The sequence below is a fragment of the Pseudidiomarina salilacus genome, from assembly GCF_047323925.1.
Lineage (GTDB): Bacteria > Pseudomonadota > Gammaproteobacteria > Enterobacterales > Alteromonadaceae > Pseudidiomarina > Pseudidiomarina salilacus.
In genome coordinates this window covers 1,002,022-1,024,417 of the sequence record NZ_CP178751.1, presented here as the reverse complement: position 1 = coordinate 1,024,417, position 22,396 = coordinate 1,002,022, and the positions used below count along the sequence as shown (strand labels likewise).

Here is a 22,396-nt window from a genome sequence, read left to right as displayed (position 1 = left end):
CCGGAGGACGAACCGAATTATGCCAAAACGTACCGACATAAAAAGCATCCTCATTCTTGGCGCTGGCCCGATTGTCATTGGCCAGGCCTGTGAATTTGATTATTCAGGCGCACAAGCCTGTAAAGCGCTGCGTGAAGAGGGTTACAAGGTCATTCTTGTGAACTCGAATCCAGCGACCATCATGACCGATCCAGAAATGGCTGATGTGACCTACATTGAGCCGATTCATTGGGAAGTGGTCGCCAAGATTATCGAAGTGGAGCGTCCTGATGCGGTGTTGCCTACCATGGGTGGACAAACCGCGCTGAACTGCGCACTTGAACTTGATCGTCACGGTGTATTGGAAAAGTACAACGTTGAAATGATTGGTGCCAATGCTGATGCTATCGATAAAGCGGAAGACCGCGATCGGTTTGACAAAGCAATGAAAGCGATTGGGCTGGAAACGCCGAACGCTGAAGTGGCCCACAGTATTGATGAAGCTTATCAGGTACTTGAACGTATCGGTGGTTTCCCTTGTATTATTCGCCCGTCATTTACCATGGGTGGCAGCGGTGGTGGTATCGCATACAACCGTGAAGAGTTTGAAGAAATTTGCCGGCGTGGACTCGACTTGTCGCCAACCAATGAGTTGCTGATTGATGAATCACTGATTGGTTGGAAAGAGTACGAAATGGAAGTTGTTCGTGACCGCAATGACAACTGTATCATTGTGTGTGCGATCGAGAACTTCGATGCTATGGGCATCCACACGGGTGACTCTATTACCGTCGCACCAGCACAAACCTTGACGGATAAAGAATACCAAATCATGCGTAACGCAGCGATGGCGGTATTGCGTGAAATCGGCGTTGAAACGGGGGGCTCGAACGTGCAGTTCGGGGTTGATCCGGACACCGGCCGTATGGTTGTAATCGAGATGAACCCGCGCGTATCGCGCTCGTCTGCACTGGCGTCAAAAGCAACTGGTTTCCCAATTGCGAAAGTGGCGGCAAAACTTGCCGTGGGTTACACCCTTGATGAGCTTGAAAATGAAATCACCGGGGGCGTAACGCCGGCATCGTTTGAGCCAGCGCTTGACTATGTGGTCACCAAAATCCCACGCTTTAACTTCGAGAAATTTGCCGGCTGTAACGATCGCCTAACCACCCAAATGAAATCGGTGGGCGAAGTGATGGCCATTGGTCGTAACCAGCAAGAGTCATTACAAAAAGCGCTTCGCGGTCTCGAAATTGGCGCTGCCGGCTTTGACCCTATGGTCAGCCCAGATGATCCAGAAGCACGCGGTAAGGTCGTCCGCGAATTAAAAGAACCGGGTGCGGAACGCATTTTCTACATTGCTGATGCATTCCGTCTCGGCATGACGGTTCGAGAAGTATTTGAGCTTACGCGTATCGATGAGTGGTATTTGATTCAAATCGAAGAAATCGTCTTGCTTGAGGCTGAAGTGCAGAAGCTTGGTTTGGCTGGGCTAGATGCACGCGTACTGCGTCTGTTGAAACGCAAAGGCTTCGCCGATGCACGAATTGCCGACCTGATCGATGTTGCTGAAGCGGAAATTCGCCGTCGTCGTCACGACTTGGGCATCGTCCCAGTCTACAAGCGTGTTGACACCTGTGCTGCCGAGTTTGCCTCAGATACTGCTTACATGTATTCGACCTATGACGAAGAGTGCGAAGCTGCGCCATCAGACCGCGAGAAGATCATGGTCATTGGTGGTGGTCCGAACCGCATTGGCCAAGGCATCGAGTTTGACTACTGTTGTGTTCACGCAGCACTGGCATTACGTGAAGACGGGTATGAGACCATCATGGTCAACTGTAACCCAGAAACGGTTTCTACTGACTACGACACCTCTGATCGTCTTTATTTCGAGCCGATCACCTTGGAAGACGTACTCGAAATCGTTCGCGTGGAAAAACCGAAGGGCGTGATTGTGCAATACGGTGGTCAAACGCCATTGAAACTTGCGCGTGAACTCGAAGCGAATGGGGTGCCAATCATTGGTACTTCACCTGACGCTATCGACCGTGCAGAAGACCGTGAGCGCTTCCAAAGTGCCGTGCGTCGTCTTGGCTTAAAACAGCCTGAGAACTCAACGGTTACCCAAGTCGATGAAGCACTGCGTGAAGCAGAGCGGATTGGTTATCCGTTGGTGGTGCGCCCAAGTTATGTGCTGGGTGGCCGCGCAATGGAAATCGTCTACGACGAAACGGATTTGTTACGCTATTTGACCGATGCGGTGAAAGTATCGAATTCAGCACCTGTGCTGCTCGATCGTTTCCTTGATAACGCCATTGAGGTGGATGTCGACGCTATTTGTGATGGTCGTGACATTCTCATTGGCGGCATCATGCAGCACATTGAGCAAGCGGGTGTGCACTCCGGTGACTCTGCCTGTTCGTTACCGCCATATTCGCTGAGTGACACCATTCAGAACGAGTTGCGTGAGCAAATGCGTCGACTCGCATTTGAGCTCAACGTGAACGGCTTGATGAACGCACAGTTCGCGATTAAAGACGATGAAATCTATCTGATTGAGGTGAATCCTCGTGCCGCGCGTACGGTGCCGTTCGTATCAAAAGCGACTGGTGTGCCGTTAGCGAAGATCGCAGCGCGCGTCATGGTAGGGCAAAGCTTGCAAGAGCAGGGCTATACCAAAGAAGTTATTCCGCCGTACTATTCGGTCAAAGAAGTGGTGATTCCATTTGCCAAGTTCCAAGGCGTAGACCCGATTCGTGGCCCAGAAATGCGTTCTACGGGCGAGGTCATGGGCGTTGGTGAAAGCTTTGAAGAAGCTTATGCGAAAGCCAACCTAGGAGCCGGTGAAGCTTTGGCTAAAGCAGGGAAAGCCTTGCTCTCAGTGCGAGATGGTGACAAAGCGCGGCTATTTGACTTAGCGCGTGGTTTGATTGGTCTTGGGTTTAGCTTAGAGGCGACCCGTGGTACTGCCAAACTGCTGAACGATGAAGGTTTGACTTGCTCTGTTGTTAATAAACTGCAAGAGGGCCGACCGAATATTGTTGATGCAATCAAGAACGGCGAGTACAGTTATATCATTAATACCGTAGAAGGGCGCCAGGCGATTGAAGACTCGGTCTATATTCGCCGCGAAGCGCTCTTGAATAAAGTGATTTACACCACCACGTTAAATGCAGCCTTCGCAACGGTTAAAGCGAATACTGCGGATGACCGTGCGCGAGTGAATTCACTGCAGTCATTACACAAAAGGGTTCAAACAGCATGAGTCAAATTCCAATGACGACCCGCGGCGCCGAGATGCTGCGGGAGGAATTGAAGCGTCTTAAAACTGAAGATCGACCGCGCATCATTCAAGCAATCGCTGATGCACGTGAGCATGGCGACTTGAAAGAGAACGCCGAGTATCACGCTGCACGCGAACAGCAAGGTTTTTGCGAAGGGCGGATTCAGGAAATTGAAGCGAAATTATCAAATGCACAAATCATCGATGTGACCAAGGTACCCAACCAAGGCAAGGTGATCTTCGGTGCAACAGTGACGCTTTATAACACGTCAACCGAAAAAGAAGTGCGTTATCGTATCGTTGGCGATGACGAAGCAGATATCAAACAGAACCTGATTTCTGTGAACTCACCTATTGCGCGCGCACTCATTGGCAAGCAAGTTGATGACGTGGCGCGCGTTAATACGCCAAGTGGTGAAGTTGAATATGAAGTGGTGAACGTCGAGTATATCTAACGTTCACCATTACTTACTTTTCTTCTTTCAAGAGCGCGAGCAATTCGCGCTCTTTTCGTTTCCGATTGGGCGTATGTGGCGCCGGCACTCGGTAGCTTTCAATATCTGGGAACACATCGGCAACAGGTAGCTCCAACGCCTTCGCAATTGCTTCCGCAACAACTCGTGAACGAGCCTTTCTTGCTGCAACTTTGGAGACCAAAGAAGGGCTTTTACCCAGTGCGTTTGCCAGCATTGAAAAATCAAAACCGCGCTGCGCTAATTCCATTTTAATTTTTTGACTATCCATTGTGGTTCGGCTGTGGTTGAATATATTTGCTTGTGAACTCTTTTTGAGTTCACTGTGCATTCAAATGAACTCAAAAGAAGGTCAAAAGACACTAATTAAGGAAAAATGATGTCAAATGACACGAAAATGAATAGTACACACCAGACAGAAAAAAGCAAAGAAGAAATACTCAGTATGGATGAGTGTATCTCACGGTTGCGGATGTACTATGGCGAATCGAGCGTGCCAAGCTTAATGCGAAGACTGCAGATACCGCCAAGTACTTACGGCAATTGGCGTAAGCGTAACAGCGTGACTTATGAACATTTAGTACGCGGTCTGATTCGCGAAGGTATATCGTTAGATTGGTTTTTTGCACCGGACCAGCGTTTGAACTATCCAAGTCGTGAGCAGTTACATGTTGCCGATGTTGAGAGTGCGAAATACGCGAGTCAATGCCCAGATAACAACGCCCGTGTGTTAGCAGCATTGGCCGAAATTCGCAAAGTTCTGCAACAGTATGACCTGCCTGAAACGCAGTTCAATCAGGAATTGATGTTAACAGTGTGTCTTGCTGAGCGCGCCGGCCAAGTGCCAACCCGTCTCGCAATGGAACAGGTCGCCGCGGCAATTCGTGCCGTTAATGACGACCCGCTCACAGATTAGTTGCGGGGTAGCGTGATTTTAGCTTCAGCGCTGGGTTTGTAGAGCGTAAGAATTTTACCAACCACTTGCACACGATAAGCCTGGGTGTGTGCCAAAATGGTCGCGTAAATTTGTTCACGCAACTCGCGGTCCTCTTCAGGTACTTTCACTTTTATCAGTTCGTGATGGTTTAGAGCCAGTTCGATCTCGGCCATCACGCCCTCAGTTAAGCCATTCGCACCCAAAAGCACCACTGGTTTAAGTGAATGCGCCAAGCTTTTTAAATGCTGTTTTTGTTTATTACTTAAGTTTAACCCTGCGGTCATGCAATAATATCCCACTATCACTTGAATTTTCGCTATTCTACCGCCATCTGGGTAGAAGAAGCCAGTTTGGTAACGAAGCTATGGGAAAAAAACGATCGGCTAGCAGCTCACGCTGGCTGCAAGAACATTTTAATGACCACTACGTGCAAAAAGCGCAGAAGCAAGGTTTGCGCTCGCGAGCGGTATTTAAAATTGACGAGATTCAGCAAAAAGACAAGATTTTGAAACAGGGTATGACCGTTGTCGACCTTGGGGCTGCACCGGGGGGCTGGTCCCAGTATGTGGTCGATGCGCTGCAAGGTAACTGCCAAGTCATTGCTTGCGATATTTTACCGATGGACCCAATCGCTGGGGTCGATTTTCTCGAGGGTGACTTCCGCGATGAAGCAGTTTTGCAAGCTTTATTGAACCGCATCGGGGGTAAAAACGTAGATGTAGTATTGTCAGATATGGCTCCGAATATGAGTGGTAATGACAACGTTGATCAACCACGTGCGATGTATCTTGTTGAGTTGGCACTAGATATGTGTCGACAAGTTTTGAAACCGAACGGCAGTTTTGTCGTCAAAGTATTTCATGGGCAAGGTTTTGAAGAGTTTTTAAAAGAAGTACGCGCGGCGTTTACCACCGTGAAAACGCGGAAGCCGGACTCATCTCGAGCCCGTTCCCGCGAAGTCTATCTGGTAGCGACCGGATACAAATTGTAGTAGGCTGTTGCATCAGCAACGCAAGTAAATGAGGTAGTCAGCTTTGAGCGATATGGCAAAGAATCTAATTTTATGGCTCGTTATCGCTGTGGTGCTTATCACAGTCTTTAACGGTTTTAGCCCAGGCGCTGGTACGAACAACCAAGTCGCCTACAGCCAATTCATCTCGCAGGTGAACAACGGTGCTGTGCGTAAGGTCGACATCGATGGTCGAATGATTACCGCACAGTCGCGTACTGGCGACACTTTTAGCACGGTGATTCCGCTGAATGACCCGGAGCTTATTAATGACCTGATTTCGAACAATGTCGAAGTCGTTGGTAAACCACCAGAAGAACCAAGCATTCTTACCTCGATCTTTATTTCGTGGTTCCCGATGCTGCTACTTATCGGTGTGTGGATTTTCTTCATGCGCCAGATGCAAGGCGGTGGCGGTCGTGGTGCTATGACCTTCGGTAAGAGTAAAGCGCGACTCATGGGTGAAGACCAAATCAAAACCACCTTCAACGATGTGGCTGGTTGTGATGAAGCCAAAGAAGAAGTCACCGAGCTAGTTGAATACCTGCGTGATCCAAGTAAGTTCCAACGCCTTGGCGGTAAAATTCCAAAAGGCGTATTGATGGTGGGTCCGCCAGGAACTGGTAAAACCTTGCTAGCGAAAGCTATTGCTGGTGAGGCGAAAGTCCCATTCTTCTCGATTTCAGGCTCTGACTTCGTCGAAATGTTCGTAGGTGTTGGTGCATCTCGTGTGCGCGACATGTTTGAACAAGCGAAAAAATCAGCACCATGCATCATCTTTATCGATGAGATCGATGCTGTGGGTCGCCAACGTGGCGCAGGCCTAGGTGGTGGTCACGATGAGCGTGAGCAGACTTTGAACCAGATGTTGGTCGAAATGGATGGTTTTGAAGGCAACGAAGGTATTATCGTGATTGCCGCGACTAACCGTCCTGATGTACTTGACCCAGCATTGTTGCGTCCAGGTCGTTTTGACCGCCAGGTAATGGTAGGTCTGCCAGACGTCCGTGGTCGTGAGCAAATCCTAAAAGTACATATGCGTAAAGTGCCACTGGGCGAAGATGTAGAAGCGTCTTTGATTGCGCGAGGTACACCCGGCTTCTCAGGTGCAGATTTAGCGAACCTGGTTAACGAAGCAGCTTTGTTCGCCGCACGGTTAAATAAACGTGTAGTTAGCATGGAAGAGTTTGAAAAAGCCAAAGACAAGATCATGATGGGTGCTGAGCGCCGGTCTATGGTTATGACCGAAGAAGAAAAAGCGATGACCGCTTATCACGAAGCGGGTCACGCAATCGTCGGTCGGTTGGTGCCTGAGCACGATCCAGTGTATAAAGTGTCGATTATTCCACGTGGTCGAGCGCTGGGTGTCACCATGTACTTGCCAGAGCAAGATCGTGTGAGCCACTCGAAGCAACACCTTGAAAGTATGATTTCAAGCCTGTTTGGTGGACGTCTTGCAGAACAAATTATCTATGGTGACGAAAAAGTGACCACGGGTGCTTCAAACGACATCGAACGCGCCACTATGATTGCGCGTAAAATGGTGACTCAATGGGGCTTGTCCGAAAAGATGGGACCTTTATTGTATGCCGATGATGAAGGTGAAGTGTTCTTGGGACGCTCAGTGACACAGCATAAACATATGTCTGATGAGACGGCACGCGCCATTGATCAAGAAATCAAACTGTTCATCGACCGTAACTACGATCGTGCTAAACGTATTCTAGAAGAGAATGTCGACATTCTTCACACCATGAAAGATGCGTTGATGAAGTACGAAACGATCGATGCTGATCAAATCGATGATTTGATGAATCGTCGTGAGGTGCGTGAGCCACGTGATTGGGTTAAACCTGATCGTAACGATGATTCGAGCGGTGGTGCAAAGACTAGTTCGGACCAACGACCGTTATCCGGCGAAACAGGCGACGCCCCTGCAAGTTAATCATTCTAGTTCGTAAAAGCCCCGTTCTCGGGGCTTTTTTTTGAGGATGTAACCATGTCGAATCAACACCTGCTGCCCCAAGTTATGGGGATTTTAAATGTCACGCCTGATTCATTTTCCGACGGTGGTCGGTTTGATCGGGTAGACCAAGCTTTGCGCCAAGCGCAACAAATGATTGCGGATGGTGCGCACTATATTGATGTCGGCGGCGAATCAACGCGCCCAGGTGCAGATGCGGTCGGGGTGCAAGCAGAGTTAGATCGAGTGATGCCAGTAATTGAACGCCTTATCCAAGAGTTTGGCATTCCAGTATCGTTAGACACCTGTAAAACTGCAGTAATGGCTGAGGGACTCAAAGCTGGCGTGCGTATGATTAACGACATTCGTGCCTTACGCGATGAGGGTGCAGTGGAATTGCTGGCGCAAAGCGATGCTGAAGTCTGCTTAATGCATATGCAGGGTGAGCCGCGCACAATGCAAGAAGAGCCGCGCTACGATGATGTGGTGCTCGAGGTGAAGCAGTTTTTGCAAGCGCGGGTCGCACGTTGTGAAGCTGCCGGCATCGATCGCAACCGCATTTTTCTTGATCCAGGCTTTGGCTTTGGAAAGTCGGTAAGGCATAATTACCAGCTATTGCACCGCCTACAAGCTTTACATGAGTTACAATTGCCGTTGTTAATAGGCATGTCACGCAAATCAATGCTTGGTAAGGTGACCGATCGCGAAGTTGCCGATCGTTTACCAGCAAGTATCGCGGCTGCGACTATCGCAGCGATGAAAGGGGCGCGCATTATTCGCGTGCATGATGTCAGGGAAACGGTTGATGCGATGAAAATCGTCGCGGCAACCTTGGCTGGAGATTTCAGTTGAGTCAACGTAAGTATTTTGGCACCGATGGTGTACGTGGACGGGTAGGTGATTTTCCAATCACGCCAGATTTTGCAGTAAAGCTCGGTTGGGCAGCCGGTACGGTGTTATCCAAATCGGGTAATCAGCGCGTGTTAGTCGGTAAAGACACGCGGTTATCAGGGTATATGTTGGAATCTGCTTTGGAGGCTGGTCTATTATCAGCTGGCGTCAGCGTTGAATTTTTGGGGCCAATGCCTACGCCTGCGGTCGCCTATCTGACGCGCAATTTCCGCGCAGCAGCGGGTATTGTTATCAGCGCCTCACATAATCCCTATTACGATAATGGCATCAAATTCTTCTCTGATTCGGGTAGTAAATTAGCTGATTCAGTCGAGAGCGAAATTGAACGCTTGCTTGATGAGCCGCTGGTTTGTGTGCCGTCAGAGCAAATGGGGCGCGCTAGTCGTATCGACGACGCGCCTGGGCGTTACATCGAATTCTGCAAGAGTGTGTTCCCCACGGAATTGTCCTTAAGCGGCTTGAAAATCGTGGTCGATTGCGCTCATGGAGCAACCTACCACATAGCGCCTGATGTGTTATTAGAGCTTGGCGCGACGGTTATCGAAATTGGTACGGCACCGAATGGCATCAATATTAATGACAAATGTGGCGCTACCGACTTAGCTGCGTTGCAGAGCGCAGTGCGTGAACATCAAGCAGATGTTGGTTTTGCGCTAGATGGTGATGGCGACCGTATCATGATGGTTACCGCAGATGGCCGTATCATCGATGGTGACGATATTCTCTATATTCTTGCGCGTACGGCGCAGAACGATGGCTTGTTGCAAGGCGGCGTGGTGGGCACCTTGATGTCCAACTTTGCCCTTGAGAAGCACTTCGCTGACCACCATATTCCATTTGTACGTGCTAAAGTTGGCGACCGTTATGTCATGGAAGAATTGGTCAAGCGTGACTGGAAACTCGGCGGCGAGAACTCGGGTCACATTATCAATCGGCAATACCACAGTACCGGTGATGGCATCATAGCCGGCTTACAGGTACTCGCGGCGATGCAACGCGAACAATGTGCACTGAGCGATTTATTGAAAGGTTTTGAGAAATATCCGCAAGCATTAGTCAATGTGCGTTTTCAAGCAGGCGCCGATCCGTTGCAGGACGAAGCGGTCAAAGCAGCGGTGCAAGATGTTGAACAACGTCTCGGCGATCAAGGTCGCGTGCTGTTACGTAAATCAGGAACAGAACCCTTGATTCGAGTCATGGTTGAGGGGCGCGATCCGCAATCGGTGAAAACCCTTGCACAGCAAATTGCCGGAGAAGTTGAAGCTGCGGCGAATTAATAAGCAATCGCGCTTTTTTCTCTCATTCAGCGCTTGTAAGTTGTCGGCAGGTTATGTAATATCTCGCCGCTCTTGACGAAGCAAGCGCTTAACCTTAAAAGCTTATTAGCAGAGGTCTAGATGCAACGGCAACCAGTAGTGATCGCGAACTGGAAAATGAACGGCAATCGCCAGCTCGCCAAACAAATGGCAGAAGCTTTGCGCGAAGAAGCTGGGCTGTTGAGTCAAGTGCAGGTCGCAGTATGCCCGCCAGCGGTGTTATTGCCAGCGTGGCAGCAGCATGTGTTTTACGATGCGGTGCATTTAGGTGCACAAGACGTAAACGAATTCGAGCATGGTGCGCATACCGGCGAACACAGTTTAGCCTTGTTAGGCGAAGCGGGTGCCGAATACATCTTGGTCGGTCATTCGGAACGGCGCCAACATTATGGCGATACAGATGCACGCATTAGTGCCAAAGTTAACGCCGTATTGGACTATCAGGCGCAGCAGTTAAAGGTTGTTTTGTGTGTTGGCGAAACCGCAGCACAGCGCGAAGCGCAACAAACAACCACAGTTGTTCAAGCACAACTGAGTGCCGCTTTAGAGCAAGTTACAGCGGCACAGATGACACACGTCATCATTGCTTATGAACCGGTTTGGGCGATTGGTACTGGTAAAACAGCAAGTCCAGCTCAAGCGCAAGAGGTTCACAGATTTATTCGCAGCTGGTTGCAGCAAAAATATGCTGCAGCAGCAGATACAGTGCCATTGCTTTACGGTGGCAGTGTAAAAGCAGACAATGCCGAGACGTTGTTTGCTGAACAAGATATCGACGGTGGCCTCATCGGTGGCGCAAGTCTCGAACCCGATGCGTTTGTAGCCATCTGTCGTGCGGCAGTAGCCCGGAGTTAGTCAATATGTATGAATTTTTGCTTATCGCTTATTTAATTATTTCGCTAGTGCTGATCGGTTTCATCATGATCCAGCAGGGTAAAGGCGCAGATATGGGCGCTTCGTTTGGTGCTGGTGCATCGAATACGGTGTTTGGTTCAGGTGGTTCAGGTAACTTCTTGACCCGCACGACAGCAATTATTGCGATTGTATTTTTTATTTTAAGTTTGGTGCTTGGTAACTTGTCATCAGGCAACGGTGATACTGAAAGTCAATTTGAAGATATTTCAGCGCCGGTAATGACTGAAGAAGTGCCAGCTTCTGACAGTGAAGTTCCAGAATCGAACTAAGTGCAGTAAAAGTAGAGTAAGTCTTTTTACGCGGATGTGGTGGAATTGGTAGACACGCTATCTTGAGGGGGTAGTGCTTTCGGGCGTGCGGGTTCAAGTCCCGCCATCCGCACCAAATTAGCAGCCTTGCACGGTTGCGTTTCCTTCGGGAATCTTTATAATATGGACACGTTTTCGGACGCGGGGTGGAGCAGTCTGGTAGCTCGTCGGGCTCATAACCCGAAGGTCGTAGGTTCAAATCCTGCCCCCGCAACCATTTAACAAAGGGTCCAGTGTTTGAAAAGCCCCGCATCAGTTCGGGGCTTTTTACTATGTGACCTCGACTGCTCAAAGCAGTCTAACACTGGGCGTTTACGCCCTTTTTTTGTTTCAGGAGTTCAAGAATTTGGCAAGAATCGAACAACAATTGGTAAGCTTATTAGCGCCAGCAGTTGAAGCATTAGGCTTTACCTTGTGGGGTGTCGAATTTGTCCGTGCGGGCAAGCATTCAACCTTACGGGTGTATATCGATCACGAAGATGGCATCAGCGTTGATGACTGTGCCGATGTCAGTTATCAGGCAAGCGCGTTGCTCGACGTCGAAGATCCCATCAAGAGCGAGTACTTCCTTGAAGTTTCCTCACCTGGTATGGAACGCCCCTTTTTCAGTGCGGCGCAAATGCAACAGTACCTTGGTGAGATTGCTGCTGTAGAGCTCAATGTAGCGCAGCAGAACAAACGCAAATTTAAAGGCGTCATCAGCAAAGTTGAAGGTGACACCGTCGAATTCAACGTAGATGGTGAGCCTTTGCTGGTGAACTATTCTAGTGTCAAAAAAGCTCATTTAGTTCCTCAGTTTAACTAAGGATTGCGCAGGCGAGGCAGGATAATGGCAAAAGAAATTTTATTAGTCGCAGAAGCTGTATCGAACGAAAAAGACGTTTCGAAAGACAAGATCTTTGAGGCGCTAGAGTCTGCGCTGGCTCATGCGACCAAGAAAAAATACGATGGCGACATCGAAGTACGTGTAAGTATCGACCGTCACACGGGCGAGTTTGATACGTTCCGTCGTTGGTTGGTGGTAGATGATAGCGAGCAGCCACTTGAACATCCTTATCGGGAAATCAGCTTAGCTGCGGCGCAGTATGAAGACGCAAGCGTTAACGCTGGTGATTATGTTGAAGAACAAATCGAGTCTATCGAATTTGACCGCATCACCACGCAAACGGCGAAGCAGGTTATCGTACAGAAAGTACGCGAAGCAGAACGCGCGAAAGTTGTTGAGGAATACCAAGATCAAGTAGGCGAATTGGTCAGTGGTATCGTCAAGCGAGCGAACCGTGAACATGTATTGCTCGACCTTGGCAATAACGCTGAAGCTATTATTTACCGCGAAGAGATGTTACCGCGCGAATCGGTTCGCGTTGGTGACCGGGTGCGCGGTTTGTTATACGACGTGCGCCCAGAAGCGCGCGGCGCGCAGTTGTTTGTCAGCCGTACAAATCCAGATTTTCTGATTGAACTGTTCCGCATCGAAGTGCCAGAAATTGGTGAAGAGATGATTGAAATTCGCGGTGCAGCGCGGGATCCAGGTTCTCGTGCGAAAATTGCAGTGAAGAGTAATGATCGCCGCATTGACCCAGTCGGCGCTTGTGTAGGTATGCGTGGTGCACGCGTGCAAGCGGTCTCTGGTGAACTTGGTGGCGAGCGTGTTGATATCGTGCTGTGGGACGATAACCCAGCACAATTCGTCATTAATGCTATGGCGCCAGCTGAAGTTGCCTCTATTGTTGTGGATGAAGATGCTCACACCATGGATATCGCAGTGGAAGAAGGCAATCTGGCGCAGGCGATTGGTAAAGCAGGACAGAACGTACGTTTGGCAAGTCAGCTCACGGGCTGGCAGTTAAACGTCATGTCAGTTGATGACTTTACTGAGAAAAACGAAGCAGAAAATCAACGTTTGCTGGATTTATTTACCAGTAGCCTTGGCATCGATGAAGATTTTGCCATCGTGCTAGTCGACGAAGGTTTCTCGTCACTGGAAGAAATTGCCTATGTACCGATGGATGAGTTGTTGAACATCGAAGGCATGGACGAAGAAATCGTCGAAGAGCTGCGCAATCGTGCGCGCGGCGTGCTGACGACTAAAGCGCTGGCAAGTGAAGAATCACTGGAAAGCGCTGAACCAGACGCAAGTCTATTGAATTTAGAAGGCCTCGATAAACATCTGGCCTATGTGTTAGCAAGCAAAGGGATCGTCACGTTGGAAGACCTTGCCGAACAAGGTATCGATGACCTTGCTGACATCGAAGAGTTAACCGAGCAGCGAGCTGGCGAATTGATTATGCAAGCGCGTAATATCTGCTGGTTCGGTGACGAAGAATAAGATCAACGGGGGTACGACAGACTATGGAAGAAGTAACGCTGGATAAACTAGCTAAAGATGTAGGTACGACAGTTGATCGTTTGGTAACGCAATTTGCTGAAGCGGGCATGAAAAAAAGCCCTGGTGACAGTGTGACCGAAGATGAAAAGCAACGCCTGTTGACTCATTTGAACAAACAGCACGGTGGTAACGGTCCGCAAGAACCAAGCAAAATGACGCTGAAGCGCAAAGAAAAAAGCACCCTGAGCATCGGTGGCGGTCCAGGTCGCAGCAAGTCTGTGCAAGTAGAAGTTCGCAAGAAGCGCACTTATGTGAAGCGTTCTGCGCTCGAAGAGCAGCAGAAAGCAGATCAAGAAAAAGCTGAGCAAGAACGTTTAGCAGCCGAAGCAAAACGTCAGGAAGAAGAGGCGAAAGCGGCGGCAGAAGCAAAAGCGCAAGCCGAGAAGAAAGCTGCGGAAGAAAAAGCGAAGCAAGAAGCAGCGCGCAAAGAGAAAGAAAAAGCGAAAGCCAAGGCAGAAGCTGAAAAACGTGCGGCGATGAGCCCAGAAGAACGCCAGAAAGCCGACGAAGCAAAAGCTGAAGCTGAACGTCTGCGTAAAGCGCAAGAAGAAGAAGCTCGCAAAAAAGCTGAAGCTGAAGCGGCGCGTCAAGCCGAAGAAGCTCGTAAGCTCGCAGAAGAAAACGAAGCGCGTTGGCAAGAAGAAGAAGCCAAGCGTAAGCAAGCTGAACAAGAAGATGTGCACTTCACCACTTCGCAATACGCTCAGCAAGCGGAAGACGAGCAGGACGTTGATGAAGAACGCCGCAATCGTAAGAAATCCAAGCGTCGTGCCAAAGACGATGAGCGTGACGAAGCACCACGTCGTGAAAAACGCCGCAAGGGTTCAAAGCGTTCAACCTTACAACAAGCCTTTACTAAACCTGCCTCACCGGTAGAGCGTGAAGTCAAGTTGGGCGAAACCATTACTGTAGGTGAACTGGCAAACCGCATGGCAGTAAAAGCCAGCGAAGTGATCAAAACCATGATGAAAATGGGTGAAATGGTCACTATTAACCAAGTTCTAGACCAAGAAACAGCTTCACTTGTGGTTGAAGAAATGGGTCATAAAGTACAGTTGGTCAGCGATAACGCACTCGAACAAGAAGTTCTCGCAGAACGTAACGATGGTGAAGAGCGCACTGCAATTACGCGCGCGCCGGTTGTGACCGTAATGGGTCACGTTGACCATGGTAAAACTTCGCTGTTGGATTACATTCGCAAAGCGAAAGTTGCGAGTGGCGAAGCGGGTGGTATTACCCAGCATATCGGTGCCTATCACGTCGAAACGGGTCATGGCATGATCACGTTCTTGGATACTCCTGGCCACGCCGCATTTACCTCGATGCGTGCCCGTGGTGCGAGTGCAACAGATATCGTTATTCTCGTAGTTGCCGCAGATGACGGCGTGATGCCGCAAACCCTTGAAGCTATCCAACACGCGAAAGCTGCTGGGGTGCCGATTGTGGTAGCGATCAACAAAATGGACAAGCCAGAAGCCGATCCAGACCGTGTGAAGAACGAACTTGCACAACGTGATGTTATTCCTGAAGACTGGGGTGGTGACGTACAGTTCGTGCCAGTATCAGCACATTCTGGCCAGGGTATGGATGACTTGCTCGAAGCTATCTTGTTGCAGTCAGAAGTACTTGACTTGAAAGCTGTTTCTGACGGTATGGCGCACGGTATCGTGATTGAGTCACGACTTGATAAAGGTCGCGGACCAGTGGCGTCTATCCTGGTGCAAGAAGGCACCTTACGCCAAGGCGATATCGTCTTGTGTGGACTTGAATATGGCCGTATTCGTGCAATGCGCGATGAGACGGGTAAAGAAGTAAAAGAAGCTGGACCGTCGATCCCTGTCGAGATTTTAGGTCTCTCAGGTGTGCCGCAAGCCGGTGATGAAGCAACAGTTGTTAAAGATGAGCGTAAAGCTCGCGAAGTTGCCAATTATCGTCAAGGCAAATACCGCGAAGTGAAACTCGCGAAGCAGCAGAAAGCGAAGCTTGAGAACATGTTTGCGAACATGCAAGAAGGCGACGTGAAAGAATTGAACATCGTCTTGAAGTCAGACGTTCAAGGTTCACTCGAAGCGATTGCTGATTCGTTGCAGAAACTGTCGACCGACGAAGTAAAAGTGAACATTATCGGTAGCGGTGTGGGTGGTATAACCGAGACTGACGCTTCATTGGCAAGCGCCTCAGACGCGATTGTGGTTGGCTTTAACGTGCGTGCAGACGCCGCGGCGAAGAAAGTCATCGACCAAGAAAGCGTGGATTTACGTTACTACAGCGTTATCTATGACTTGATCGATGAAGTCAAAGCAGCGATGGGCGGTATGCTCGCACCTGAGTTCAAACAGCAAATCATTGGTTTGGCAGAAGTACGTGATGTATTTAAGTCGCCGAAGATTGGTGCAATTGCCGGTTGTATGGTCATTGACGGTGTGGTGAAGCGTTCAGCGCCAATTCGTGTTCTACGTGATAACGTGGTGATTTACGAAGGTGAGCTGGAATCGTTACGCCGCTTTAAGGACGACGTACAAGAAGTTCGCAACGGTATGGAATGTGGTATCGGTGTGAAGAACTACAACGACGTTAAAGTCGGTGACCAAATCGAAGTCTTTGAAACAGTTCAAGTAGAGCGGAGTCTGTAAGTTAGATGGCAAAAGACTATAGCCGTACCGAACGTGTAGGTCAGCAGTATCAACGTGAAATCGCGTTGATACTGCAACGTGAAATCAAAGATCCGCGAGTGACCATGGTCACAGTGTCGGACGTTGAGGTGTCGCGTGACTTGGCTTATGCGAAAGTTTTTGTCACTTTCTTCCATGATGACGAGAAGCAAACGAAACAAGCGCTGAAAGTGCTGAATGATGCTTCCGGTTTTATTCGCTCACTGCTTGGTAAGCGCGTTCGTGCGCGCATCGTGCCAGAATTAAAATTCGTGCATGACGGTTCATTGAACGAAGGGATTCGGATGTCGCGGTTGGTTGACGAAGCGATCCGCAAGGATCATGAACGTCAAGGACCGAACGACGATGATACCAGTGCTGAGCAAGCCAATCACAAGGATTCCAACGGAGCGGACTAATGGGACGTCGTAAGTCAGGCCGCGATATTAGCGGCGTGATTGTCTTAGATAAACCTCTAGAATTGACCTCAAACGCCGCTCTCCAAAAAGTGCGGCGTTTTTTTAATGCGCGTAAAGCCGGACATACCGGCGCCTTAGACCCGCTTGCTACGGGCGTTCTGCCATTGTGCTTTGGCGAGGCCACTAAGGTATCGCATTTCTCTCTTGAGGCAGACAAAACCTATGAGGTCGTCGCACGCTTAGGGGTGCGAACGACTACCAGCGATGCCGAAGGTGAGATAGTTGCCACAGCAGAGGTAGCTGTCGATGAAGCCCAAGTTAAAGCAGCAATTGCCCAATTTACTGGCGTGCAAGAACAGTCACCATCGATGTTTTCAGCGTTAAAGTACGAAGGGCGACCACTCTATTGGTACGCTCGACAAGGCATTGAAGTACCGCGGAAAACACGACAGATTTGTATTCACAAAATCAACTTAATGGCACTCGATGCCAGCTCGCTAAAACTAGAAGTCACTTGTTCGAAAGGCACTTACATTCGTACCTTAATCGACGATATGGGACAGTTCTTCGGCTGTGGCGCGCACGTAGCTGAGCTACGCCGCACTTGGATTGAAGGCGTTACGGGCAACATGGTTAGCTTTGCTGAACTAGAGCAACTAGCGGCGCAGTGTGACCCCGAAAATGACGATTACCAAGTGCTTGATGCTTTACTGCAACCCTGCGATAGCGTTATTCAACAAATCCTCATGGTGCGTATTGTGGAAGCCGATGCCATTAAGTTTACTGCTGGCAATCCGGCGCGGGCGCTAAGCGATGACGTACGCGATGAATCAGTGATTTTTCGCGTGTATAGTGAGACATCAGAGCGCTTCTTAGGATTAGGTTTTTGGCGCGACAATAAAATCGTGCCCAAGCGTGTGCTTAGCATTGCGGAACGCTAGTTAAGCCCGTATAATGTGCAGCGATCTTGTTGGTGCTGAATTAGTGATTGGCGCCAACGTTTTTATCCAAACTAGGAGTTTTATATGTCACTAACTGCGGCAAAGAAAGCTGAAATCGTTAAAGAATTCGGTCAAGGCGAAAACGACACTGGTTCACCAGAAGTCCAAGTTGCTTTGTTAACTGCTAACATTAACGAACTGCAAAGCCACTTTAAAGAGCATGCAAAGGACCACCACTCACGTCGTGGTTTGTTGCGCATGGTAAGCCAACGTCGTAAATTGTTGGACTACTTGAAGCGTAAAGACAATCAGCGTTATGCAACTCTGATTGAGCGACTCGAATTACGTCGCTAAGCAATGTTCATGAAAGGGGGCCGCAAGGCCCCTTTTTATTTATAGAATTTAAAAACGCTATTCGTTGTTCGTCCGCTGCGCTGTTCGTCCGCTGCGCTATTCGTTAAGTAGTAAGAGCGAACCCCGAACAACGAACAGTGAGCAAAGCGAACGGACGAAACACGAATTTAGAGAAGAAAGTAGGAAAGGAAAAAAACGTGAATCCAATTACCAAGCAATTTGAATACGGTCGTCACACAGTGACCTTAGAAACCGGTGCGATGGCGCGCCAAGCGACCGGAGCCGTGCTCGCAAGCATGGACGACACTACAGTTTTAGTAACTGTCGTGGCCAAAAAAGAAGCCAAAGAAGGTCAAGATTTCTTCCCATTAACAGTGAATTATCAAGAGCGAACCTACGCTGCAGGTAAAATTCCAGGCGGCTTCTTCAAGCGTGAAGGTCGTCCTTCAGAAAACGAAACACTGACGTCACGTCTGATTGATCGTCCGATTCGTCCACTGTTCCCTGAAGGCTTCAAGAACGAAGTACAAATCATTGCCACCGTGGTTTCAGTAAACCCACAAGTGAGCCCTGATATCGTTGCATTGATCGGCGCATCTGCTGCCTTGTCGATTGCCGGCGTGCCATTTGCAGGTCCAATCGGTGCGGCACGCGTTGGTGTTATCAACGACGAGTATGTGTTGAACCCAACGTTAGACGAACTCGCTGAATCGAAGCTCGATTTGGTGGTAGCAGGTACTGAATCAGCAGTATTGATGGTTGAATCTGAAGCGCAACTGTTGTCAGAAGACACCATGTTAGGCGCAGTGGTTTATGGCCACGAGCAAATGCAAACAGTGATTAACGCCATCAACGAGTTTACTGCTGAAGCGGGTAAACCTAAGTGGGATTGGCAGGCACCTGCAGAAAACACTGAATTGAAGAACAAAATCAAAGCGCTTGCCGAGCAGGGCATCGGTGACGCGTATCGCATCACTGAGAAAGCTGAGCGTTATGAGCAAATCTCAAAATTACGTGATGAAGTTGTCACCCGATTGACGGCTGAAGATGAAACGCTGAACGCGAAAGAAATCGGCGATATCTTCCACGCCTTGGAAAGTGACGTCGTACGTAGCCGTATCATTGCTGGTGAAAAACGTATCGATGGTCGTGACCCAGATATGGTTCGTGGTCTACACATCGCCACGGGCATGTTGCCGCGTGTGCATGGTTCTGCCGTATTTACCCGTGGTGAAACGCAGGCATTAGTTGCCGCTACGCTTGGTACCGAGCGTGATGCACAGATGATCGATGACCTCATCGGTTCAAGTAATAACCGCTTCATGTTGCATTACAACTTCCCTCCGTACTGTGTAGGTGAAACGGGTATGGTCGGTTCGCCTAAGCGTCGTGAAATTGGTCACGGTCGTCTTGCTAAACGTGGCGTACAAGCGGTGATGCCATCACAAGATGAATTCCCGTACACCATTCGTGTGGTTTCAGAAATCACTGAATCAAACGGTTCAAGCTCAATGGCATCAGTGTGCGGTACTTCACTGGCATTGATGGACGCGGGCGTACCGATCAAAGCATCTGTTGCGGGTATCGCGATGGGTCTGGTGAAAGAAGGCGACAAATTTGTGGTCCTTTCTGACATCTTAGGTGATGAAGATCATTTAGGTGACATGGACTTTAAAGTTGCTGGTAGCAAAGATGGCGTAACTGCCTTGCAAATGGATATCAAGATTGACGGTATCACTCGCGAAATCATGGAGCAGGCATTAGAGCAAGCAAAAGCAGCTCGTTTGCACATACTCAACGTGATGGACCAGGCGATTTCAGGCGCACGTGAAGAGTTATCTGATTTTGCACCGCGTTACCACACCATGAAAATCAATCCAGACAAGATTCGTGATGTGATTGGTAAAGGTGGTGCGGTGATTCGTGAATTGACCGAAAGCACCAACACCAACATCGAAATTAACGATGATGGTACGGTACGTATCGCGGCAACTGATTCTGAATCAGCGCAAGCAGCAATTAGCCGTATTGAAGCTTTGACTGCAGATGTTGAAGTAGGTCGCATTTATCATGGTAAAGTTGCTCGTATCGTTGATTTCGGTGCGTTTGTGACGATTCTACCGGGTAAAGACGGTTTGGTGCACATCTCGCAAATCGCTGAAGAGCGCGTCAACGACGTCAACGAATACTTAAAGGTTGGCGATACGGTGCCAGTTAAAGTACTCGAAATTGACCGTCAAGGTCGCGTTCGTTTGAGCATGAAAGATGCGGCAGAAAAGCCAGCCGCTGAGCCAGCTGCAGAACCTGCAGCAGAGCAGCAAGACGACGCTGAATAAACCAAGCTAAAGGTTTATTTACAAAGTAAGCATGAAAAGGGGCCTCGGCCCCTTTTCTTTTTGCTAGCAAGCTGGGGTATGATGGCAACAAAGAGAAGGTAAAGGACAAGTCGTATGAAGCTTCGAAAGATAACGGTCACCGTGCTTGGATGCTGGTTGCTCAGTGGTTGTGTGGGTACGCCAGATGGGACTTCGACGCCGCTGGGACAGTTGGTGGTCGCTGCGCCACAAGTTGCCGATGAACGCTACCAGTTAGAAGTTGCGAAGCTCAATGAAGTACTCAGTCATGGTGCTGAAGAATTAGATAGTGAAGCGATCGGGCAATTACTCTACCGTCGTGGCAGTTTATACGATGCCTTGGGTATGAATGTACTTGCGCGGATTGACTTTAATCGAGCGTTGGACTATCAGCCGCGCTTAGCCGACGCCTATAATTATCTCGGTATTCAGTACACGCAAATTGGCCAATACGAATATGCCTACGAGGCATTGGATGCCGCCCTTGAACTCGAGCCTGAACATCCCTATGCGTATTTGAATCGTGGTGTGGCAGCCTATTATGACGCACGCTTTGATTTAGCTAGCGCTGATTTACAACGTTATTTTGAGCTCGACCCCAGTGATCCGTACCGCTCCATTTGGCGCTTCCTTATCGATGTTGAAGTGGATCTCGAAGCTGCAACTGAACAACTCGCTGAAGCGCGCTTAGAACACGTAGGCGATAAGTGGGCGTGGGGTATTGTTGATTTGTATTTGGGTGCCATGAGCGAGCAAGAGTTTCTGCAATCGTATGCAACGCAATCGATGACCAGTGATGAAACCCTCGCGGAAAGAATGTGCGAAGTGTATTTTTATTTGGGCAAATACAAACAATTGCAGGGCGAATGGAATACCGCAGCGGTCTATTTCCGCCTAGCGCTGACCACCAATGTTCATATGTTTTTGGAGCATCGCTATGCTGGGATTGAGATGGATTGGAGCCAGCAGCAAGCATTGGCTGCCGCGCAGCGCTAGTTTTGCGTTATTGCTGCAGCAATGGGGGATGCCGGTGCTGCCTAGCAGTGCGGCGCCAATCGTCGCGCAATCGCCTGCTATTGCTATTTGTACTGAAAGTGCCGCCGATGCAACCCTGTGGTTCCCTGCTACCGCCGTTGCAACAGTTACCCAGTTACTCGACGATTGGCAACAGCATCCGCTGTTTCCGCTGTTCGATTGTCTGACCTTACGTAGCTATCAAGCAACGACCGATTTGCAGTGCAAAACTGAAGGTGAACGCCTGCGGGCGCGTTGTGAACCTGCCTTGTTACCGCGTGAACTGGACCAGCGCCAGATTATTTTAACGGATACCCCAACCGCTAGTGCCGATGCCACGCAAATGGTATTGCCGCTCGACACTGATGTCGATCTGATGGCTCATGAAGTCGGACATTGGCTTGGCTTTGCCGATGAGTACCCAATGTCGGTAAAGCTGGCTGAGAGCTTCTGTCAGGGGCGTTATCAGCACGCTTCGCTGAATGTGGTGCTAACGGACACTACCGAAATGTCGACAGGCGCCTTACGTGCCTTGTGGCAGCAATTACCATGGCGCAACGCGGTACCTGATTGGCGGCAACTTGGTGAACAACAAGCCAACGGGCGTTGGCGGTTAGGCAGCTCAACGCAGCAGAAAATAGGGCTGTTTCATAGTCCTACATGTGCCAACGTCGAGGGAGTTTTTAGCTGGAAGCCGGTCGCCGAGTGGACGGCAATGCAGTATCACGATGTGAATTATTGGCCAGAACTGTATCTCAGCCTGGCCAAAGCTTATTTAGCTGGCTTGGATAGCGGTTTGCGCGATCATGATCACTGGACACAGCAGGGCGAATAACCAGACTAAACTACGCAGTTTATCCCAGTCGGCCAAATAGAGAATGTGGTAGAGCACACGAAAAACGACAAAGCCCACGGCAAGCCATTGATTAAAAGTACCTGTATGTCCTGTCGCGATGACTAAAACGACGGCGGCGGCAAACAGTGGAAAAGCTTCATAGGCATTATAGTGACCCGCAACTGCGCGGGCACCAGCCCCAGTCAAACGTTGTTGTTGAGCACGAGGATGATGGTTATCGTAACCGTTGTCACGGTTTTGGAAGTAGACTACCGGCGCTTTTGCGGCAATGGGTAAAAGTCCAGCAATTAGCAAACACCAAATCAACGTGCTCATGGAAT

21 protein-coding genes and 2 tRNA genes are annotated in these 22,396 nt (G+C 49.4%); 20 read left to right on the top strand and 3 right to left on the bottom strand.

Features of this window, described 5'->3' with window-relative positions; translation table 11 throughout:
• The first annotated feature begins 19 nt into the window (after positions 1-19).
• Both carB and greA read left to right on the top strand, forming a co-directional pair.
• Complete coding sequence (carB, locus tag ACJ8W9_RS05045) at positions 20-3,247, top strand: carbamoyl-phosphate synthase large subunit (RefSeq protein ID WP_411358790.1); 3,228 nt, start codon at positions 20-22, stop codon at positions 3,245-3,247.
• The gene (gene greA / locus ACJ8W9_RS05040) at positions 3,244-3,720 is read left to right on the top strand and encodes a transcription elongation factor GreA (protein WP_034732601.1); all 477 of its coding nucleotides are present in this window, start codon (positions 3,244-3,246) and stop codon (positions 3,718-3,720) included. Before carB ends, greA begins: the two co-directional genes overlap by 4 nt.
• Positions 3,721-3,733: 13 nt before the next feature.
• On the opposite strand, the gene ACJ8W9_RS05035 is transcribed toward greA, so the two are convergent.
• Positions 3,734-4,069: a helix-turn-helix domain-containing protein gene (locus ACJ8W9_RS05035; RefSeq protein WP_411358789.1), complete on the bottom strand. Its 336-nt coding sequence runs from the start codon at positions 4,067-4,069 to the stop codon at positions 3,734-3,736.
• Between the two features lie 66 nt (positions 4,070-4,135).
• On the opposite strand from ACJ8W9_RS05035, the gene ACJ8W9_RS05030 reads away from it, so the two are divergent.
• On the top strand, positions 4,136-4,654 hold the full coding sequence (locus ACJ8W9_RS05030; protein ID WP_411358788.1) for a helix-turn-helix domain-containing protein: 519 nt from the start codon (positions 4,136-4,138) through the stop codon (positions 4,652-4,654).
• Here the strand turns inward: ACJ8W9_RS05030 and yhbY are convergent.
• Positions 4,651-4,959 carry a ribosome assembly RNA-binding protein YhbY gene (gene yhbY / locus ACJ8W9_RS05025; RefSeq protein ID WP_034732596.1) on the bottom strand — a complete coding sequence of 103 codons (309 nt, stop codon included), beginning with the start codon at positions 4,957-4,959 and terminating at the stop codon, positions 4,651-4,653. The two genes, ACJ8W9_RS05030 and yhbY, sit on opposite strands and share 4 nt — an antisense overlap.
• Before the next feature lie 80 nt (positions 4,960-5,039).
• Between yhbY and rlmE the strand changes: the two genes are divergently transcribed.
• From rlmE to ACJ8W9_RS04940, 17 genes are all read left to right on the top strand, one after another.
• A complete protein-coding gene (gene rlmE / locus ACJ8W9_RS05020) occupies positions 5,040-5,666 on the top strand; it encodes a 23S rRNA (uridine(2552)-2'-O)-methyltransferase RlmE (RefSeq protein WP_411358787.1) in 627 nt (208 codons plus the stop codon).
• A gap of 43 nt (positions 5,667-5,709) precedes the next feature.
• Positions 5,710-7,629, top strand: a complete 1,920-nt coding sequence (ftsH, locus tag ACJ8W9_RS05015; protein WP_411358786.1) for an ATP-dependent zinc metalloprotease FtsH — start codon at positions 5,710-5,712, stop codon at positions 7,627-7,629.
• A gap of 54 nt (positions 7,630-7,683) precedes the next feature.
• A complete protein-coding gene (gene folP / locus ACJ8W9_RS05010) occupies positions 7,684-8,499 on the top strand; it encodes a dihydropteroate synthase (protein ID WP_411358785.1) in 816 nt (271 codons plus the stop codon).
• On the top strand, positions 8,496-9,836 hold the full coding sequence (glmM, locus tag ACJ8W9_RS05005) for a phosphoglucosamine mutase (RefSeq protein ID WP_411358784.1): 1,341 nt from the start codon (positions 8,496-8,498) through the stop codon (positions 9,834-9,836). The genes folP and glmM overlap by 4 nt, the downstream gene beginning before the upstream one ends.
• Before the next feature lie 120 nt (positions 9,837-9,956).
• Complete coding sequence (gene tpiA / locus ACJ8W9_RS05000) at positions 9,957-10,730, top strand: triose-phosphate isomerase (RefSeq protein WP_411358783.1); 774 nt, start codon at positions 9,957-9,959, stop codon at positions 10,728-10,730.
• 5 nt (positions 10,731-10,735) lie between these two features.
• The gene (secG, locus tag ACJ8W9_RS04995; RefSeq protein WP_411360562.1) at positions 10,736-11,059 is read left to right on the top strand and encodes a preprotein translocase subunit SecG; all 324 of its coding nucleotides are present in this window, start codon (positions 10,736-10,738) and stop codon (positions 11,057-11,059) included.
• Positions 11,060-11,089: 30 nt separating this feature from the next.
• Positions 11,090-11,174: transfer RNA gene (locus ACJ8W9_RS04990), tRNA-Leu, on the top strand.
• 64 nt (positions 11,175-11,238) lie between these two features.
• Positions 11,239-11,315, top strand: a tRNA-Met gene (locus ACJ8W9_RS04985).
• 129 nt (positions 11,316-11,444) lie between these two features.
• Positions 11,445-11,903 carry a ribosome maturation factor RimP gene (gene rimP / locus ACJ8W9_RS04980; RefSeq protein ID WP_411358781.1) on the top strand — a complete coding sequence of 153 codons (459 nt, stop codon included), beginning with the start codon at positions 11,445-11,447 and terminating at the stop codon, positions 11,901-11,903.
• Between the two features lie 24 nt (positions 11,904-11,927).
• Complete coding sequence (gene nusA / locus ACJ8W9_RS04975; protein WP_411358780.1) at positions 11,928-13,427, top strand: transcription termination factor NusA; 1,500 nt, start codon at positions 11,928-11,930, stop codon at positions 13,425-13,427.
• A 23-nt stretch (positions 13,428-13,450) separates the two neighbouring features.
• Positions 13,451-16,120: a translation initiation factor IF-2 gene (gene infB / locus ACJ8W9_RS04970; RefSeq protein WP_411358779.1), complete on the top strand. Its 2,670-nt coding sequence runs from the start codon at positions 13,451-13,453 to the stop codon at positions 16,118-16,120.
• A gap of 5 nt (positions 16,121-16,125) precedes the next feature.
• Positions 16,126-16,557, top strand: coding sequence for a 30S ribosome-binding factor RbfA (gene rbfA, locus ACJ8W9_RS04965; protein WP_411358778.1), 432 nt, complete (start codon positions 16,126-16,128; stop codon positions 16,555-16,557).
• Positions 16,557-17,498 (top strand): tRNA pseudouridine(55) synthase TruB, encoded by a 942-nt coding sequence (gene truB, locus ACJ8W9_RS04960; RefSeq protein WP_411360561.1) that lies wholly within the window; start codon positions 16,557-16,559, stop codon positions 17,496-17,498. Before rbfA ends, truB begins: the two co-directional genes overlap by 1 nt.
• A gap of 84 nt (positions 17,499-17,582) precedes the next feature.
• Positions 17,583-17,852: a 30S ribosomal protein S15 gene (rpsO, locus tag ACJ8W9_RS04955; protein WP_034732577.1), complete on the top strand. Its 270-nt coding sequence runs from the start codon at positions 17,583-17,585 to the stop codon at positions 17,850-17,852.
• Between the two features lie 197 nt (positions 17,853-18,049).
• Positions 18,050-20,188: a polyribonucleotide nucleotidyltransferase gene (gene pnp / locus ACJ8W9_RS04950; protein WP_411358776.1), complete on the top strand. Its 2,139-nt coding sequence runs from the start codon at positions 18,050-18,052 to the stop codon at positions 20,186-20,188.
• A gap of 114 nt (positions 20,189-20,302) precedes the next feature.
• Positions 20,303-21,202 (top strand): lipoprotein NlpI, encoded by a 900-nt coding sequence (gene nlpI / locus ACJ8W9_RS04945; protein ID WP_411358775.1) that lies wholly within the window; start codon positions 20,303-20,305, stop codon positions 21,200-21,202.
• On the top strand, positions 21,144-22,055 hold the full coding sequence (locus tag ACJ8W9_RS04940) for a hypothetical protein (RefSeq protein ID WP_411360560.1): 912 nt from the start codon (positions 21,144-21,146) through the stop codon (positions 22,053-22,055). Before nlpI ends, ACJ8W9_RS04940 begins: the two co-directional genes overlap by 59 nt.
• Here the strand turns inward: ACJ8W9_RS04940 and ACJ8W9_RS04935 are convergent.
• Positions 21,996-22,391 carry an MAPEG family protein gene (locus ACJ8W9_RS04935; RefSeq protein ID WP_411358773.1) on the bottom strand — a complete coding sequence of 132 codons (396 nt, stop codon included), beginning with the start codon at positions 22,389-22,391 and terminating at the stop codon, positions 21,996-21,998. The two genes, ACJ8W9_RS04940 and ACJ8W9_RS04935, sit on opposite strands and share 60 nt — an antisense overlap.
• Positions 22,392-22,396: the final 5 nt, after the last annotated feature.